The following is a 16,342-nucleotide window of genomic DNA, read 5'->3' as shown; positions in this document are numbered from 1 at the left end:
GTGCCGCGGGCCCGGGGCGCGTGGGCCGGGGTGCGTGGGCCGGGGTGCGTGGGCCGGGCGGCGTGGGCCGGGCGGCGTGTCGGCGGCCCCTGGGCGGGGCGGCCGGTGCGGGCGGGTGAAGATGGACCGTCATGCCGAGCACCGTCGAATCAGCCGCCAGCGCCGCGAACGCCACCGAGGAGGAGTCCCGGGGCGGCTTCCGGGTACGGCTGGACAACTTCGAGGGTCCCTTCGACCTGCTGCTCAGCCTGATCGCCAAGCACAAGTTGGACGTCACCGAGGTGGCACTGGCCACCGTGACGGACGAGTTCCTGGCGCACATCCGGGCGATGGGCCCGGACTGGGACCTGGACGCGGCGACCGAGTTCCTGGTGGTGGCCGCCACCCTGCTCGACCTCAAGGCCGCCCGGCTGCTCCCGGTGGCCGAGGTCGAGGACGAGGCGGACCTCGCCCTGCTGGAGGCGCGTGACCTGCTGTTCGCCCGGCTGTTGCAGTACCGGGCGTACAAGCGGGCGGCGGCGCTGTTCGGCGAGCGCTGGGCGGACGAACTGCTGCGGCGGCCCCGGACCGTCGGGCTGGAGCCCCGGCACGCGGAGCTGCTGCCCGAGGTGGTCATCACCATCGGGCCCGAGCGGCTCGCCCAGCTGGCGGCCAAGGCCATGGAGCCCAAGCCGAAGCCGGTGGTGTACGTGGACCACATCCACACCCCGCCGGTGAGCGTGCGCGAGCAGGCCGCGCTGGTGGCCGGGCTGCTCACCGGCCTCGGCGAGGCCTCCTTCCAGGAACTGGTCGCGGACGCGCCGGACACCATGGTGGTGGTCGCCCGGTTCCTGGCGCTGCTGGAGCTGTACCGGGAGCGGGCGCTGGCCTTTGAGCAGCCGGAGGCGCTCGGCGAGCTGCGGGTGCGCTGGGTGGCCGAGGAGGGCCGGGGCCCGGTCGAGGTGACCGACGAGTTCGACCGGCCCGCGGGCGCCGCGGAGCGAGCCCGGGAGCCCCGGCAGTCCGCGGAATCCGAGGAATCTCGGGGATCCCAGGAATCCCAGGAGTCGCAGGAGTCGCAGGAGGAGGACGGGCGGCGATGAGTGGCGGGAACGACGGTGGGCGGCCGGTGCGCCGCCCGCTCGGGCTGCCGGGGCAGCCGCGGACCGAGGAGTGGTTGGAGCCGGCCTTCGAGCTGTTGCCGGACCGGGCGGCGGCGCCGGTGCCTGTTGCGGTGCCGGAGGCGGAGGGCGGCGAGCCCCGGGTGGTGCACCAGAAGTCGGCCTCGTCGACTTCCGGTGCGCTGGAGCCCGTCGGGCCGGGGCTGAAGGCCGAGCTGGAGGCGATCCTGATGGTCGTCGACGAGCCGGTCGGTGAGGACCGGCTGGCCGGGGTGCTGGAGCGGCCGCGGGCCGCGGTGGCCGCTGCGCTGCGCGAGCTGGCCGCCGAGTACGCTGCCCAGGGGCGCGGCTTCGACCTGCGGCTGGTGGCCGGCGGCTGGCGGTTCTACAGCCGGGAGACCTGCGCCGCGGCCGTCGACCGCTTCCTGCTGGACGGCCAGCAGGCCCGGCTGACCCAGGCCGCGCTGGAGACCCTGGCGGTGGTCGCCTACCGGCAGCCGGTGTCCAGATCCCGGGTTTCCGCCGTCCGCGGTGTGAACTGTGACGGCGTGATGCGTACCCTGGTACAGCGAGGACTGGTGGAAGAGGCCGGATCCGAGCCCGAAACAGGTGCGATCCTGTATCGGACGACGAAATACTTCCTGGAACGGATGGGGCTCCGCGGCTTGGACGAGCTGCCGGAGCTCGCTCCCTTCCTGCCCGAGGTCGACGACGTGGAAGCGGAGTCCCTGGAGGGCACGATGATCGCGGAGGCGGTCGCCGCCGCTGTCGCGCAGGCCGCGGACGGCAGTGGCGATGCCGATCGGGCAACGCCTGATCGGTAGGGGGAGGTGAGGTCGGCCGAAACGACCGCACATCCCAGACGGAACGACGTACGGACACTTTGATGCGTAGCAGTGGCAACGGCAGGAACAGCAGCGGCGGCGGCAGCGGTCGTGGCGGACAGGGCGGGGGTCGGGGCGGCTCCTACGGCGGCAGCAGCGGCGGCGGTCGCGGAGGCTCGGGTTCCGGCTCGCGCGGCGGTTCGTACGGCGGTGGCTCGTACGGTGGCGGCTCGGGTTCCGGCTCGAGTTCGCGCGGGGGTTCGTACGGTGGGGGCTCGGGTTCCGGCTCGGGTTCGCGCGGCGGTTCGTACGGTGGGGGCTCGGGTTCCGGCTCGGGTTCGCGTGGTGGCTCGTACGGTGGGGGCTCGGGTTCCGGCTCGGGTTCGCGTGGTGGCTCGTACGGTGGGGGCTCGGGTTCCAGCTCGGGTTCGCGCGGTGGCTCGTACGGGCGGGACGGTGGGCGCCGGGACGACCGGCGTGACGACCGCCGCTTCCCGGACCGCCCGCTGCGGCCCGAGGAGCGCAAGTACGACCGCCCCGAGTTCGGCGGCGGCCCCAACGCCACCCCCGCCCGCGGCGGCTTCGCCGGCCGTCGCCCCGGCCCGGCCCCGCGCCCGCGCCGGGAGGGCCAGGGCGCCCCGGGCGACCCGCGCCGTCAGCCGCAGCGCTCGCGCGAGCTGCAGGCCCGGATCGAGGACGCCGTGCTGGCCCGGCACGACAAGCCGGCCGTCAAGCTGCCCAAGACCTTCGGCGAGCCCGAGGGCGAGCGCCTGCAGAAGGTGCTGGCCCGGGCCGGCATCGGCAGCCGGCGCGCCTGCGAGGAGCTGATCGAGCAGGGTCGGGTCTCGGTCAACGGCAAGCAGGTCACCGAGCAGGGCAAGCGGGTCGACCCGGAGAAGGACGAGATCAAGGTGGACGGCCTGACCGTCGCCACCCAGTCCTACCTGTTCTTCGCGCTCAACAAGCCGGCCGGCGTGGTCTCCACCATGGAGGACCCGGACGGGCGCCAGTGCCTGGGCGACTACGTGACCAACCGGGAGACCCGGCTGTTCCACGTCGGCCGGCTGGACACCGAGACCGAGGGCATCATCCTGCTCACCAACCACGGCGAGCTGGCCCACCGCCTCACCCACCCCAAGTACGGCGTGACCAAGACCTACCTGGCCGCCATCCAGGGCCCGATCCCGCGCGACCTGGGCAAGCGGCTGGCCCAGGGCGTGGAGCTGGAGGACGGCTACGCGCGCGCCGACAGCTTCAAGGTGATCTCCAACGTCGGCAAGAACTACCTGGTCGAGGTGACCCTGCACGAGGGTCGCAAGCACATCGTCCGCCGGATGCTGTCCGAGGTCGGCTTCCCGGTGGAGAAGCTGGTGCGCACCCACTTCGGTCCGATCGCGCTCGGCGACCAGAAGTCGGGCTGGCTGCGCCGGCTCACCAACCCGGAGGTCGGACAGCTGATGAACGAGGTCGGCCTGTAGGAACCCGGCTTCTTCACCGGTTGTTCGTCGGAGGGTCCCCCGCCCGTGGTGGCGGGGGACCCTCCGACGTGTGTGTGAGCCGGGACGCAACCGCTGGTCACGGCCTTGTCAGCGCCATGATCCGTGGCCGAGGATGGCCACCGGACCACCGCCCCGCCGCATGGCGGGACCGCGCCAGCACCGGCGCCGGAGGGGTGTTCCGGGGCGAACAGGGGGAGACGGCGTCGTGTCCGATGCAGCACTGGGGCGGTCCGCCGGACTCGCGCTCGGCCCGTTGGGACTGGCCGAGCCGGACGGACAGGTGTACGCGGCGCTGGTCGCCAGTCCGCAGTCCACCGCGGAGGAGCTGGCCGAGAGCTGCGGCCTGACGCTCCAGCAGAGCGTGCGCGCGCTGGACCGGTTGGCGCAGCACGGGATGGCCACCCGGGCGCCGGTGGACCGGGAGCGCTACCTGCCCGTCGCCCCGGACGTGGCGATAGGGACCCTGATCGGCCACCGGGAGTCCGAACTGCGCAGCGCCCGGGCCGAGATGCACCGGCTGATGGACGCCTTCCGGGAGGCCTCGCGCTACACCGACCCGGCGCACTCGGTGGAGGTGCTGACCGGCGGCGAGGCGATCGCCCAGCGGCTGGAGCACATCACCGGGACCAGCCAGTACCAGGTCCGCGGTTTCGACCGCCCGCCGTACATCCAGGACCCGGTGGCGGCGATGCCGCTGCAGCGGCGGCGGCTGCGGGAGGGGCTGCGGTTCCGGACCGTCTACGACCGGGAGGCGGTGGCCTGGCCCGGCCGGCTGGAGAGGAACATCCTGGTCGGCGTCGCGGACGGGGAGGAGGCCCGGGTGCGGCCGACCCTGCCGATGAAGATGATCATCTCGGACGATCGGATGGCGATCATCCCGATCAGCGTCGGCGACAGCGTGCTGGACGCGGCCTACGTGATCCACCCCTCGGCGCTGCTGCAGGCGCTGGACACCCTGTTCGAGGCGGAGTGGGAACGCGCCGTGCAGCTCCAGGCCGCGATCGGCACCGGGGACGCCTCACCGGAGCCGGACGCCGACCACCGTAAGTTGCTCGGCCTGCTGGCCGCCGGGCTGACCGACGAGTCGATCGCCCGCTCGCTGGGCTGGAGCGCCCGGACCACCCAGCGGCGACTGCAGGCCCTGATGCGTTCGCTGGGCGCCACCACCCGCTTCCAGGCCGGGATGGCGGCCCGGGAGCGGGGGTGGCTGTAGGGCCTGTCGGGGAACCCTCGGAGGAGCTCAGCTCCAGGGGCTGAGGGAGGCCCAGCGGCCGTCCGGGCCGCGCTCGACCTTCTCCAGGCCGAGCACGGCGGAGCGGTTCAGCCGTCCGTAGATGTGCGGGAACAGGACGCCCGGGGTGGCCCCCGGCGGCGGGGCGCCGTGCGGGGCCTCCCACTTCACCATCGGCTCCACCAGTGCCTCCTCGATCAGCAGCACCATCAGCGGGTCCGGGGTGTCGGCGTAGAAGGCGTTGGCCACCGCGAGCGCCGTCTGCTCGTCCGCCGAGCAGTGGATGAACCCGTCGGTGAGCAGCGACGCGGTGGCGTACGGGCGGCCGGGGTCGGCCAGCCAGTCGTCCAGGGGGGCGAGATGGAGGATCATGTTCCTTTTGTACCCGCTTTCCGGTTCTGAACGGTCGTCACGAGCCCTCCCGGTCACAGCCCGGCCACCTTGGCGGCGGCGGAGACCTCGTACACCAGGGTGAGGCTGCGGCGGGCGCCCGGGCCGAGCGGGACGTCCCAGCGGACGATGCCCTCGGCGTCGAGGGAGTCCGGCGCCGGGGAGCACTCCTCCTTGCGCAGCCGCACCTCGACCGCGGCCACCTCGGAGACCGGCACCCGTTCGCGCACCGTGACCAGCTGCTCGTCGTGCTCCTCCGGGCCGGAGAAGCGGGACAGGTGCAGCCGGACGGTGCGGGTGGTGGTCTGGCGGCCGCTCAGCGCGGCGCTGCTCCGGCGCTCGTCCGTCTCCCGGACCACCCGGTAGTCGTCCGTGCTGCCGAAGGACAGCTCGGCGTCGGCGCCGGCGGCGGTGAAGCGCAGCGCGCCGCGGCCGGTGAAGCCGCTGCCGCGCACCAGCTCGACCGGTCCGGCCAGCAGCGGGTGCCCGGCCGCGTTGCGGAACCGGACCACCTGGGTGACCAGCGGGGACAGCTCCGGGGCGCAGGCGTACTCGCTGCCCGCCGGGACGGTGAAGGCACCCAGCGGGACCCGGTGCGCCCGGCCGTCGGAGGGGACGGAGGCCGGGGCGGGGGCGGACAGCACCCGGACCTCGCCGCCGTCGTCCAGGCCGGGGACGGCGGCGCCCGGGCCGAGGGTGGTGACCTCCTCCTCGCGCAGCTCGACCTCGACCGTGCGGCGCTCCTCGTCGGTGCGCTCGCGCAGGGACAGGACGTCCTCGGTGAGCGCGGGCGGGTCGGTGGCGAGGGCGGAGCGGGCGGTGGAGAAGGTCAGCCGGGCGCCGGTCCAGTCCTCTCCGGTGCGCTGCCAGACCACCGCCTCCGACTCCAGGCGCAGGCTGCCGGCGTCCAGGGCGGCGCGGTAGGAGGGACGCCACAGGGCGCAGGGCACCAGGTGGTGGACGGTCAGTCCGGCCGGGCCGGGGCGCTCGGCCTCCACGGTGAGCTCCAGGTGGGCGTGCAGTTCGGCGGGCTCCTCCTCGGCCGCGTCCAGGGCCAGCAGGGCCTGGGAACGCTCCTGGTCCAGGCGGCGCAGCCGGGAGTGGGTGGTGCGCAGCTCCTCGCCGTAGCGCTCGCGCTCGGCGTCCACCCGGTCCAGCTCGCGGGCCCAGCGGGTGCGCTCGATCTCGCCGACGCCGGCGCCCTCGCCGATCTCGCGCAGCAGGTCCGCGGTCAGCTGGGCGAGCAGGGCGAGCCGGGCCTCCAGTCGGGCGCGGGTCTGCTCCGCCAGCCGCGACTCGGCCTCCAGCCCGTGCAGCCGGTGGCGCAGCGCGGAGTCCGCCGGGCCGGGCGGCAGCGGGGCGCGCGGGGACCAGGTGCGCACCAGCCGGGCCTCCAGCACCCGGATGCCGGGGTCGGCGGACTCGGCGCGCAGGGTGCGGTCCACGGCCAGCGCGGTGAGCGGGCCCAGCCGCAGCCGCTGGACACCCCCGGTGAGCTCGACCGTCACCGAGCGTTCGACCTGGGCGCGGTCCTCCAGGCAGGTGACGGCGGTGACGGGGAGGGGAACGGTCTCTTCGGTCATCTGTCAGTTCCTCCGGTTTCCGCCCACGATGGCCTTTCCGGCCGGGATCTTGATCTGGTAGCCGCCGTCCAGCTCGGTGCGGCCGCCCGGCGGCAGTTCGACCCGCCAGAGCCGGGTGCCGGCCGGGCACTCCGGGGTCGGGACGGCCGGTGCCCGCCAGTCGGCGCGTTCCTCGATCCGGATCTCGGCGTCGGAGGCGACCGGCACGCGCTCGCGGACCTCGACCGTGACGGCGCGGCCGAGCCGGTTGGCCAGCTGGACGTGCACCCGGTGGTCGAGGACGGTGCTGTTGCCCTTCAGCATGCCGGTGGCGGACTCGTGCAGCTCGGTGCGGCGCGCCACCTCGACGCTCTCGGTGACGCCGATGCCCAGGCTCCTGGTGCCCCCCGGGGCGAGGGTCGGCAGGGCGGCGGTGAGCAGGAACTCGTCGTCCACGGTGACCTCCACCGGGCCGGCCAGCACGGCGCGGTCGGTGCGGTTGACGAGCACCAGGGTCGCGTACACCTTCGGTTCGACGGCGGGGACGGTGACGTACTCGGGGCGGACGGAGAGCGGGATGCCGTCCACCGTGACGGTGTGCCAGGTGCCGTCGGACGGGATGTCGGCGCGGGCCGCGGCGTCGAAGCGGTGGTCGAAGGAGCCGGCCGACTCGCGGGGCGGAACGGCGTGGCGGGGGAGGGCGAGCTGGGCCAGCTGGATGCCCTCGTGGCCGCCGGGCAGGAACCGCTTCAGCTCGTCGCGCTCGACCCGGGCCGGGTCGGGGCGCAGCGTGCCGCGGCGGCCGGAGGAGTCGTCGGGGCCGGCCAGCCGGAGGCCGGGGTAGTCGAGCAGGACGGCCTCCGGGGTGGCGCCGGTGGCCGGGGGCCGGGCCGCGCTGCGGCGGCGGGCGCGGCGGGACTCCCGGGGCGGGGCGCCGCCGAAGGCCTGGGGGCTGGGGGCGCCGCCCGGGGCCTGGGGCGCGGGGGCGCCGCCGGGGGCCTGGGGCACGGGGGCACTGCCCGGGGCTTGGGGCGCGGGGGCGCTGAGGGCGGGTGGGGCGCCGTAGCCGGCGAAGCCGGGCGGCGGCGGGGGTGCGGGGGCGGGCTCCGGGACGCCGAGGGAGCCGCCGCCGGCGGGTGCGGCCTCGTCCGCGAGGAACTCGGGGCCCGGGCCGGCGGGGCGGCCCCCGCGGCGGCGGGCGGGCTTGGCGGCGAGGGTCGGGACCGGGCGCGGGGCCGGGGTCGGGGCGATCGGGCCGCGGGTGACGGGGCGGCGAGGGGCCGGGCGGTCGGCGGCGGCCGCGTCGTAGCCGGTGAAGAGGTCGGACAGGCCGGCCGGGGGTTCGCGCCAGCCGGACGGCGGCGGGGCGGGCTGGCTGCGGCCGATCCGCAGCGAGGCGAGTCTGGGCAGGTCGGTGCGGCGCTCCAGGTCGGCGGTGGAGAGGGCGAGCCGGACGCCCGTCCAGTCCTCGCCGGTGTGCTGGGCGACGGCGGCGCGCAGGACCAGGTGGGCGGTGGACTCGCCGGTGCGGTGGCTGAGGCGGTAGGTGGGCACCCAGCGGGCGGTGGGGACGCCGTACTCCAGCTCCAGCTCGACCAGTTGGGGTTCGGGGGTGGAGTGGGGAGAGAAGGCGGCATCGGGGGTGCCGGGCGCGGGGGTGCCGGGCGCGGTGGTCAGGGTGAGCAGGACGGTGTCGGCGGCCTGAACGGGTTCGGTCCGCTCGGCGGTGGATGCCCGGTCCAGCCGGTCGGCGGCCAACTGGCGCTCGTGGTCGGCGAGTTCGATCTGCCGGGTGAGCCGCTCGGCGCGCTCCTGGAGGCCGGCCAGCCGCTCGTCGACGAAGTCGGCGAGCTCCAGCCAGGCCTCGGCCGGGGTGCGGCGCAGCGGTTCGGCGGGGCGGCGCTGGGGCGGGACGGCGCGCAGTGCGGCGGTCTCGGCGATCGCGGCCTGGACCAGCCGGTGGCGCTCGTTCAGCGCCCCCTGGCGCTCCATGGCCTCGTCCAACTCGCGCCGCAGTAGCGGGAGTTCACCGGGTTCGTGGAGTTCGGCGAGGGTTTCGAGGCGGGCCTCGACGACCGCCGTGCCGGCCGGGCCGGTGAGCACCCGGGCGCGCAGCGAGTCGGCGTGCAGCGAGCTGGGCAGGCCGGTCAGCCGCAGCCGTCCGTCGGGCGGGAGGGGGACGGTGGCCCGGCGCCGGCACACCGCGCCCTCGGCGTACACCACGACGGAGTCCAGGGTGGACGGATGGGCCGGTACGGCCGGATGGGCCGTTACGGCCGAGGGTTCCGACGGGCCGGTGTGGCTGCTGTGCTGTGCGTCCCGCTGCTCGTCCCGCTGCTCGTCCCGCTGGTCATCCCGCTGATGGTCCATGCGCAACCCCTTCGTTCGCGTCCGGTGTGCCGCGGCTCGCCCCGCCGCCCCCTGGGCGGCCAGTCTGCCCCGCTCGGGTCCGGGCGTCGCCGGATTTCCCGGGGCACGGCGTGTGCACGGTGTGGGACGGGGGTGCGGGGTGCCGCGGTTGCCGGGGCGGGGGGGTGTCGCGGCGGGGTTGCCAGGGGCGGCCGTTGGGGGTGGGGGTTGTGGGCGGGGTTGCCGGGGACGAAGGTTGTCGGCGGGGTTCTCGGGGTCCGGGGTTTTCGGGGGCTGTCGGGTGGGAGGATGGGCCCGGGTGCTCCCGGTCGACCCCGGTTCCTGTCGTGACACCGGCACCTGTTGAGAACCGCCAGTGACAAACCGTCCAGTCGAGAACCGTGATCGAGGAGAGCCACCCGCCATGCGCACTGCCGTCGTCGTCGGCACCGGACTGATCGGCACCTCCGCAGCCCTGGCCCTGGCCGCCCGCGGGCTGACCGTCCATTTGGAGGACGCGGACCCGGACGCCGCCCGCACCGCCGAGTCGCTCGGCGCCGGCATCACCGAACCGGCCGAGGGCCCGGTCGACCTGGCGATCATCGCCGTCCCGCCGGCGCTGGTCGGCAAGGTGCTGGCGGACTGCCAGCGCCGCAACCTGGCGCACTGGTACACCGATGTGGCCAGTGTGAAGTCCGGTCCGGGCAGCGAGATCGCCGCGCTGGGCCTGGACACCGTTCACTACATCGGTAGTCACCCGATGGCCGGCCGCGAGCGCTCCGGGCCGCTGGCCGCCCGCGCCGACCTGTTCGAGGGCCGTCCCTGGGTGCTCACCCCGACCGCCGACACCGACACCGACACCCTCAACGCCGCGCTGGAGCTGGTCGCGCTGTGCGGCGCGGTGCCGATCGTGATGGACGCGGACGCGCACGACCGGGCGGTGGCCCTGGTCTCGCACGCCCCGCAGCTGGTCTCCTCGCTGGTCGCGGCCCGGCTGGAGCACGCCGACGAGACGGCCATAAGGCTCTCCGGCCAGGGCGTGCGCGACGTGACCCGGATCGCCGCCTCCAACCCCGGGATGTGGGTCGACATCCTGTCCGCCAACGCGGGCGCGGTCGCCGACGTGCTGGAGGCGGTCGCCGGCGACCTCGGCGAGACCGTCAGCGCGCTGCGCGCCCTGGCGGCCGAGGAGGAGGGCGCCCGCCGCACCGGCGCCGAGGGCATCGAAGCGGTGATGCGGCGCGGCAACACCGGGCAGGCCCGCATCCCCGGCAAGCACGGCGCCCCGCCCACCCGCTACGAGACCGTCGCGGTGGTGCTCGGCGACCAGCCGGGCGAGCTGGGCCGGCTGTTCGGCGAGGTCGGCGAGGCCGGGGTGAACATCGAGGACGTCCTGATCGAGCACTCGGACGGGCAGCAGGTCGGGTTCGTCCAGCTGTCGGTGGCGCCGATGGCCGTCAAGCGGCTCACGGCGGCGCTGCGCGCGAGCGGGTGGAGTGTTCGGGACTGACACCCGTCGGGTGGCCGCGGTCGGGGTGAGGCGGTCGGGCGGCGGGCCGGGTGGTGTCCGGGTGGTGGCCAGTTGCTGAGGGGGCGGGCGTGATCATCGAGTTGCCGCTGGGGGACACCCGGCACAGGTTCGCCGGAGAGCCGGTGGACCTCGGGAACGAGCGGTTCCTGCGGGCGGTGGTGGGCGGGGAGTTCGCCGTCCACCACCGCAGCGTGGCGGCGATGGTGGAGCGGCCCCGGCCCACGCCGCCGGAGTTCGCCGAGCCGGAGTCCGTCGAGCCCGAGCCGACCTGCAGCCTGCTGCTGCGCGCCGCCCACGCGGCCTTCGCGGAGCACCTGCCGCTCAGCCTGTCGCCGGACGTGCTCTGGTACGCGGTGGTGCACGAGGTCGCGGTGCACGTACGGATGTACCCGCCGCGCTACCGGGCGCTGTTCGGCGCGGCGGACCGGTCGCGGGCGCTCGTCGTCCGGGACGACACGCTGGCGGGGCCGGACGGTACGGGCGTGGGCGCGGACTGGGCGCGGTCGGTGCGGCTGGTCCGGGAGCCGCTCGCGGCGGTGCTGGGGGAGGAGCTGGTGGAGCTGTTCCGGCCCTCGTTCTCGACCACGACGCCGGACGACGTGTCCTCGGTGCTGGTCGCGCTGATGGACGTGGTCAGCCCGTACTACGACTTCCGCTGGGAGACCCGCTGCGGCATCCCGAGGGTCCGGCTGGAGGGTACGGCGGAGGACTGGGAGCTGCTGGCGGCCCGGGTGGCCGCGCTGGCGGAGCGCTTCGACTGGCTGGCGCCGTGGTTCGCCGGGCTGTGCCCGGTGCTGGCGGAGATCGCGGCCACGGCGGCGGGCGGGCCGGTGGACGAGGGCTTCTGGCGCTCGCTGTACAAGTGGGAGTCGGTCTCCGGCGGGCCGCTGGTGACCGGTTGGCTCACCGCCTTCTTCGCCCACACCCAGTCCCCGGACGGGCCCCGGCTGCGGCAGACCTTCGACTGGCGGGAGGCGGCCGGCACCTCGTACCACCGGGACGCCTTCGCGGTGAACGACTTCCCCTCGCACCTGTCCACGGTGCCTTTCGTGTGGGATCGTCTGGGCGTCGAGCGGCCGATGATCTTCGTCGGCGGGGTGCTCGGGATCGAACGGGACGGGGAGTTCCTGCGACCCCGGCTGGGGCACGCGGTACTGGAGGTGCGGTGATCATCGAGGTTGCGCTCGGCGACGGGCAGGCGCCGGGCGATGCGGCGGAGCTGGAGGCCGTCGGGAACGACGGTTTCCTGGCGGCGGTGGTCGGCGGGGAGTTCGCGCTGCTGCACCGCAGTACGGGGACGCTGCTGGTCTCCCCGGAGCAGTACGCGCCGCGGGCGGGGGAGGCGGAGCCGACCTGGAGCCTGCTGCTGCGCGCCGCGCACCTCGCCTTCGCGGAGCACCTGCCGCTCAGCCTGTCGCCGGACGTGCTCTGGTACGCGGTGGTGCACGAGGTCGCGGTGCACGTACGGCTGGACGCGGAGCGGTACGAGGGGCTGTTCGGCGCCACCCCCGGCGAGAAGCGGACCATCGAGGTCAGGGACGACAGCCTGCTGAGCGTCGACCCGGACTGGGCGCGGTCGACCCGGCTGGTCCGGGAGCCGCTGGCGAAGGAGATCGGGCCGGAGCTGGTGGACCTGTTCCAGCCCTCGTTCTCGACCACGACGCCGGACGACGTGTCCTCGGTGCTGGTCGCGCTGATGGACGTGGTCAGCCCGTACTACGAGTTCCTCTGGGTCTCGCTGTGCGGCATCCCGAGGATCCGGCTGGAGGGCACCGCCGAGGACTGGGCGCTGCTGGCGCGACGGGTCGGCGAGCTGGCGGAGTGGTTCGAGCCGCTGGGCCCGTGGTTCGCCGGGCTGCGGCCGGTGCTGGCGGAGATCGCGGCCACGGCGGCGGGCGGGCCGGTGGACCAGGAGTTCTGGCGCTCGCTGTACAAGTGGGAGTCGGAGTCCGGCGGGGACTTCGTCTCCGGCTGGATCACCGCCTTCTTCGCCCACACCCAGACCGAGGCCGGGCCGCAGCCGCGCACGGACTTCCAGTGGCGGGCGACGCAGCGGAGGTGGAAGCGGCGCACGGTGGAGCTGGGCCCGGCGCGATTGACCGAGAACGCGTTCCCGTCGCACGTCTCCAAGGTGCCCTTCCAGTGGGAGACACCGGGCGGGGTACGGTCGATGGCCTTCCTCGGCGGCGTGCTCGGGATCGAACGGGACGGCGAGTACGTACGGCCCCGGCTCGGGAACGCGGTGCTGGAGGTGGAGCGGCAGCGGGAGGACCCGGCCGCCGAGCAGGCGGTGCCGGCGGCGGCCCAGCCGCCGGCGTAGCTGCCGGGGGGGGGGTGGTGACCCGGCCGGGGCGGGGTCCGGCGCCGGTCCATTAACCTTGAGGGAGACAATCCCCGGCCGCTCGCCCACGCAGGCGTCGGCTTCCATGCCTCAGCATGCTCAGAGAGAGGTTCGCCCCCGTGGACACTGCCGACCGAGCGCACGCCCCGGTCGTCGTCGCCATCGACGGACCCTCCGGCTCCGGCAAGTCGACCGTCTCGCGGGCGGTCGCCGCCCGGCTGGGCCTGAGCTTCCTGGACACCGGCGCCATGTACCGGGCGATGACCTGGTGGATGCTGGCCAACGACGTGGACGTCGACGACCCGGAGGCGGTGGCCGTCGCCTGCGGCAAGCCCGTCATCGTGTCCGGTACCGACGCCGACGGGCCGACGATCACCGTCGACGGCCAGGACGTCTCCGGCCCGATCCGGGGCCCCGAGGTGACGGCGCAGGTCAGCGCCGTCTCCGCGGTGCCGGCGGTGCGGGCCCGGCTGGTGGAGCTGCAGCGCGGCTGCGCCGAGGTCGCCGAGCGCGGCATCGTCGCCGAGGGCCGGGACATGGGGACCGTGGTGTTCCCGCAGGCCACCGTCAAGGTGTTCCTGACCGCCTCCGAGGCGGCCCGGGCCGAGCGCCGGGCGGCCGAGCTGCGCGCCAAGGGTGTCGACGAGTCGACCATCACCGCGATGGCCGCCGACCTCGCCCGACGCGACGCCGCCGACTCCTCGCGGGAGACGGCGCCGCTGGCCCAGGCCGTGGACGCGGTGCTGGTGGACACCAGCGAGCTCACCCTGGAGCAGGTGATCGACCGGATCACCGCGCTGGTGGAGGAGCGGGCCGGACTGTCGTCGGTCTGATCAACTGATCGGTCTGATCGGTCTGATCTGCGTGACCGGTCGATTGGCCCATTGGTCGATCAGCTGATCAACTGATCGGCCTGACCATGACCATCTGAGGTATCGAACGAACCGCGGGCCGTCAAGGCGCCGCGGGAAGAAACCATCGCGCTGCCCCAACGGGGCAGGTACGCACGGCACGCCCCTGGGAAGGGCCGGGCCGGGAAACGGAACAGACGAACATGACCGTAGAGCACTCCGCCTCCGGGCCCGGTGACCTGGACGCCGCCGACTACGCCGAGTACATGGCCCTCGCGGCCGAAGAGGGCTTCGACCTCGACGGCTTCGACGGCGTGGACGGCGTCGAGCACGTCCGGCTGCCGGTACTGGCCGTCGTCGGCCGCCCGAACGTCGGCAAGTCGACCCTGGTGAACCGCATCATCGGCCGCCGTGAGGCCGTCGTCGAGGACAAGCCGGGCGTCACCCGCGACCGGGTCACCTACGAGGCCAGCTGGAACGGCCGCCGCTTCAAGGTGGTCGACACCGGCGGCTGGGAGATCGACGTCCTCGGCATCGACGCCATGGTCGCCGCCCAGGCCGAGTTGGGCATCGAGCAGGCCGACGCGGTGCTGTTCGTGGTGGACGCCAAGGTCGGCGCCACCGACACCGACGAGGCCCTGATCAAGATCATCCGCCGGGCGGGCAAGCCGACCGTCCTGTGCGCCAACAAGGTCGACGGCCCCTCCACCGAGGCCGAGGCCGCCTACCTGTGGTCGCTGGGCCTGGGCGAGCCCTACCCGGTCTCCGCCCTGCACGGCCGCGGCTCCGGCGATCTGCTCGACGCCGTCATGGACGCGCTGCCCGAGGCCCCGCCGCAGACCTTCGGCGACGCCGCCCCCGGCGGCCCGCGCCGGATCGCGCTGATCGGCCGGCCCAACGTCGGCAAGTCCAGCCTGCTGAACAAGGTCGCTGGCGAGGAGCGCGTCGTCGTCAACGAGCTGGCCGGCACCACCCGCGACCCGGTCGACGAGATGATCGAACTCGGTGGCAAGACCTGGAAGTTCGTGGACACCGCCGGTATCCGCCGCCGGGTCCACCTGACCGCCGGCGCCGACTTCTACGCCTCGCTGCGCACCTCCGCCGCGCTGGAGAAGGCCGAGGTCGCGGTCGTCCTGATCGACGCCAGCGAGACCCTCGCCGAGCAGGACACCCGGATCATCTCGATGGCCGTCGAGGCCGGGCGCGCCGTCGTCGTCGCCTACAACAAGTGGGACCAGCTCGACGAGGAGCGCCGCTTCTACCTGGAGCGCGAGATCGAGCGCGACCTCGTCCAGGTGCAGTGGGCCCCGCGCGTCAACGTCTCGGCCAAGACCGGCCGGCACATGGAGAAGCTCGTCCCGGCGATCGAGACCGCGCTGGAGGGCTGGGAGACCCGCATCCCGACCGCGCGCCTGAACGCCTTCCTGGGCGAGCTGGTCGCCGCCCACCCGCACCCGATCCGCGGCGGCAAGCAGCCGCGCGTCCTGTTCGGCACCCAGGCGGGCGTCCGTCCGCCGCGCTTCGTGCTGTTCGCCTCGGGCTTCCTGGAGGCGGGCTACCGACGCTTCATCGAGCGCCGGCTGCGCGAGGAGTTCGGCTTCGTGGGGACGCCGATCTCGATCTCGGTGCGGGTTCGGGAGAAGCGGAAGAAGAAGTAGTAGGTAGTAGTGGGTAGTTGGTCGTAGGCAGTACGAGTTCGAGGGCTCCGTCACCGGTGGTGGCGGGGCCCTCGGCCGTTTGCGCTGCTTCTCGTGGGGGTGGGGGTGGGGGTGGAGTGGGGTGGCGGTGCTGGTGAGTGGGCGGCGATCAGTGGTGGTCGCCGACGCGGCCCGGGGGGAGGGAGAGCATCTGGCGGTGGCGGCCGCCGGTGGGGGGCGGGGCGGTGGCCAGGCCGGTGGCCGTGCCCAGCACCGGGGACGGGGCCGGCGGGGCGGGTACCGCGTGCGGGACCGCGCCGAGGTAGCCGGCGGCGACCCAGCCCTGGCCGTTGGTGAACTGGGGGGAGGGGGGCACGGCCTGGCCGTGGCCGTCGCTGGTGGCGGCGGTGGCAGCGGCGGCGACGGGCTCCGGGTGGCCGTGGGCGTGGCCGTGGCCGTGGCCGTGGGGCGGGGGGTACGGGTGGGACTGGGTGTGGTTCGAGGCGTGGTTCTGGGTGTGGCTTTGGGCGTGACTCTCGGCGTGACTTTGGGCGTGGTTGTGGGCGTGACCTTGGGCGGGCGAGTGCTGCGGCTGCGTCGGCATGAACTGGGGGAGGCCGGACGGCTGGCCCGCGTAGGTGTGGAAGGCCTGGTGCTGCGCGGGCGGGTACGGGCGCTGCTCGCCGAGCAGCGGGTAGCCGTCGCGGATCGCGAAGCCGGTGAACCTCAGGTCCTCCTCGCCCGAGCGGTCGCCGGGCAGGGCGCGGAACAGCCGTCGGTACTCGGAGTACAGCTCGTCGTAGATCGGGGTCGTCGAGTGCGGGTGCTCCGCGTCGTACGACGGGCGCATGCCCGGGATCGAGCGGGGGGCGGTGGCCGACCGTCCGGCGGGTGCGGAGACGTCGTAGCTGTACACGTAGGGGCCAACGAGTGAGAGGCGGCGGGGATGCGGGGGCGTTCGGCGTACGGGACGGAGGCGTTCGGCGTACGGGACGGGAGCGGGGCCGCGCGGTCGACGTGGGGACGG

Annotated in this window: 13 protein-coding genes; 9 read left to right on the top strand and 4 right to left on the bottom strand. The window is 74.5% G+C overall.

The window, feature by feature from the left end:
* Positions 1-131: 131 nt before the first annotated feature.
* From ACZ47G_RS36945 to ACZ47G_RS36930, 4 genes are all read left to right on the top strand, one after another.
* On the top strand, positions 132-1,082 hold the full coding sequence (locus tag ACZ47G_RS36945) for a segregation and condensation protein A (protein WP_465750441.1): 951 nt from the start codon (positions 132-134) through the stop codon (positions 1,080-1,082).
* 164 nt (positions 1,083-1,246) lie between these two features.
* Positions 1,247-1,924, top strand: a complete 678-nt coding sequence (gene scpB / locus ACZ47G_RS36940) for an SMC-Scp complex subunit ScpB (RefSeq protein WP_465750474.1) — start codon at positions 1,247-1,249, stop codon at positions 1,922-1,924.
* A gap of 62 nt (positions 1,925-1,986) precedes the next feature.
* Entirely contained in the window at positions 1,987-3,402 is a 1,416-nt protein-coding gene (locus tag ACZ47G_RS36935) for a pseudouridine synthase (RefSeq protein ID WP_465750439.1), read from the top strand.
* A gap of 226 nt (positions 3,403-3,628) precedes the next feature.
* Complete coding sequence (locus ACZ47G_RS36930; protein WP_465750437.1) at positions 3,629-4,636, top strand: TrmB family transcriptional regulator; 1,008 nt, start codon at positions 3,629-3,631, stop codon at positions 4,634-4,636.
* Between the two features lie 27 nt (positions 4,637-4,663).
* Here ACZ47G_RS36930 and ACZ47G_RS36925 read toward each other — a convergent pair whose 3' ends face one another.
* Genes ACZ47G_RS36925 through ACZ47G_RS36915 form a run of 3 tightly spaced genes read right to left on the bottom strand, consistent with a single transcriptional unit; the run spans position 4,664 to position 8,976 of the window.
* Positions 4,664-5,026 carry a DUF952 domain-containing protein gene (locus ACZ47G_RS36925; RefSeq protein ID WP_465750435.1) on the bottom strand — a complete coding sequence of 121 codons (363 nt, stop codon included), beginning with the start codon at positions 5,024-5,026 and terminating at the stop codon, positions 4,664-4,666.
* Positions 5,027-5,079: 53 nt separating this feature from the next.
* A complete protein-coding gene (locus ACZ47G_RS36920; protein ID WP_465750433.1) occupies positions 5,080-6,627 on the bottom strand; it encodes a mucoidy inhibitor MuiA family protein in 1,548 nt (515 codons plus the stop codon).
* A 3-nt stretch (positions 6,628-6,630) separates the two neighbouring features.
* Positions 6,631-8,976, bottom strand: a complete 2,346-nt coding sequence (locus tag ACZ47G_RS36915) for a DUF4139 domain-containing protein (protein WP_465750431.1) — start codon at positions 8,974-8,976, stop codon at positions 6,631-6,633.
* A 403-nt stretch (positions 8,977-9,379) separates the two neighbouring features.
* Between ACZ47G_RS36915 and ACZ47G_RS36910 the strand changes: the two genes are divergently transcribed.
* The 5 genes from ACZ47G_RS36910 (at position 9,380) to der (ending at position 15,336) form a co-directional block, all read left to right on the top strand.
* On the top strand, positions 9,380-10,465 hold the full coding sequence (locus tag ACZ47G_RS36910; protein ID WP_465750429.1) for a prephenate dehydrogenase: 1,086 nt from the start codon (positions 9,380-9,382) through the stop codon (positions 10,463-10,465).
* 89 nt (positions 10,466-10,554) lie between these two features.
* Entirely contained in the window at positions 10,555-11,655 is a 1,101-nt protein-coding gene (locus ACZ47G_RS36905) for a DUF4419 domain-containing protein (RefSeq protein ID WP_465750427.1), read from the top strand.
* Positions 11,652-12,806 (top strand): DUF4419 domain-containing protein, encoded by a 1,155-nt coding sequence (locus ACZ47G_RS36900; protein ID WP_465750425.1) that lies wholly within the window; start codon positions 11,652-11,654, stop codon positions 12,804-12,806. Before ACZ47G_RS36905 ends, ACZ47G_RS36900 begins: the two co-directional genes overlap by 4 nt.
* Before the next feature lie 116 nt (positions 12,807-12,922).
* Positions 12,923-13,660: a (d)CMP kinase gene (cmk, locus tag ACZ47G_RS36895; RefSeq protein WP_465750423.1), complete on the top strand. Its 738-nt coding sequence runs from the start codon at positions 12,923-12,925 to the stop codon at positions 13,658-13,660.
* A 221-nt stretch (positions 13,661-13,881) separates the two neighbouring features.
* The gene (gene der / locus ACZ47G_RS36890) at positions 13,882-15,336 is read left to right on the top strand and encodes a ribosome biogenesis GTPase Der (protein WP_465750421.1); all 1,455 of its coding nucleotides are present in this window, start codon (positions 13,882-13,884) and stop codon (positions 15,334-15,336) included.
* A gap of 148 nt (positions 15,337-15,484) precedes the next feature.
* On the opposite strand, the gene ACZ47G_RS36885 is transcribed toward der, so the two are convergent.
* Entirely contained in the window at positions 15,485-16,231 is a 747-nt protein-coding gene (locus ACZ47G_RS36885; protein WP_465750419.1) for a hypothetical protein, read from the bottom strand.
* Positions 16,232-16,342: the final 111 nt, after the last annotated feature.

It is taken from the genome of Kitasatospora sp. NPDC030952, from assembly GCF_055571335.1.
This window is presented reverse-complemented; position numbering and strand designations above follow the sequence as displayed.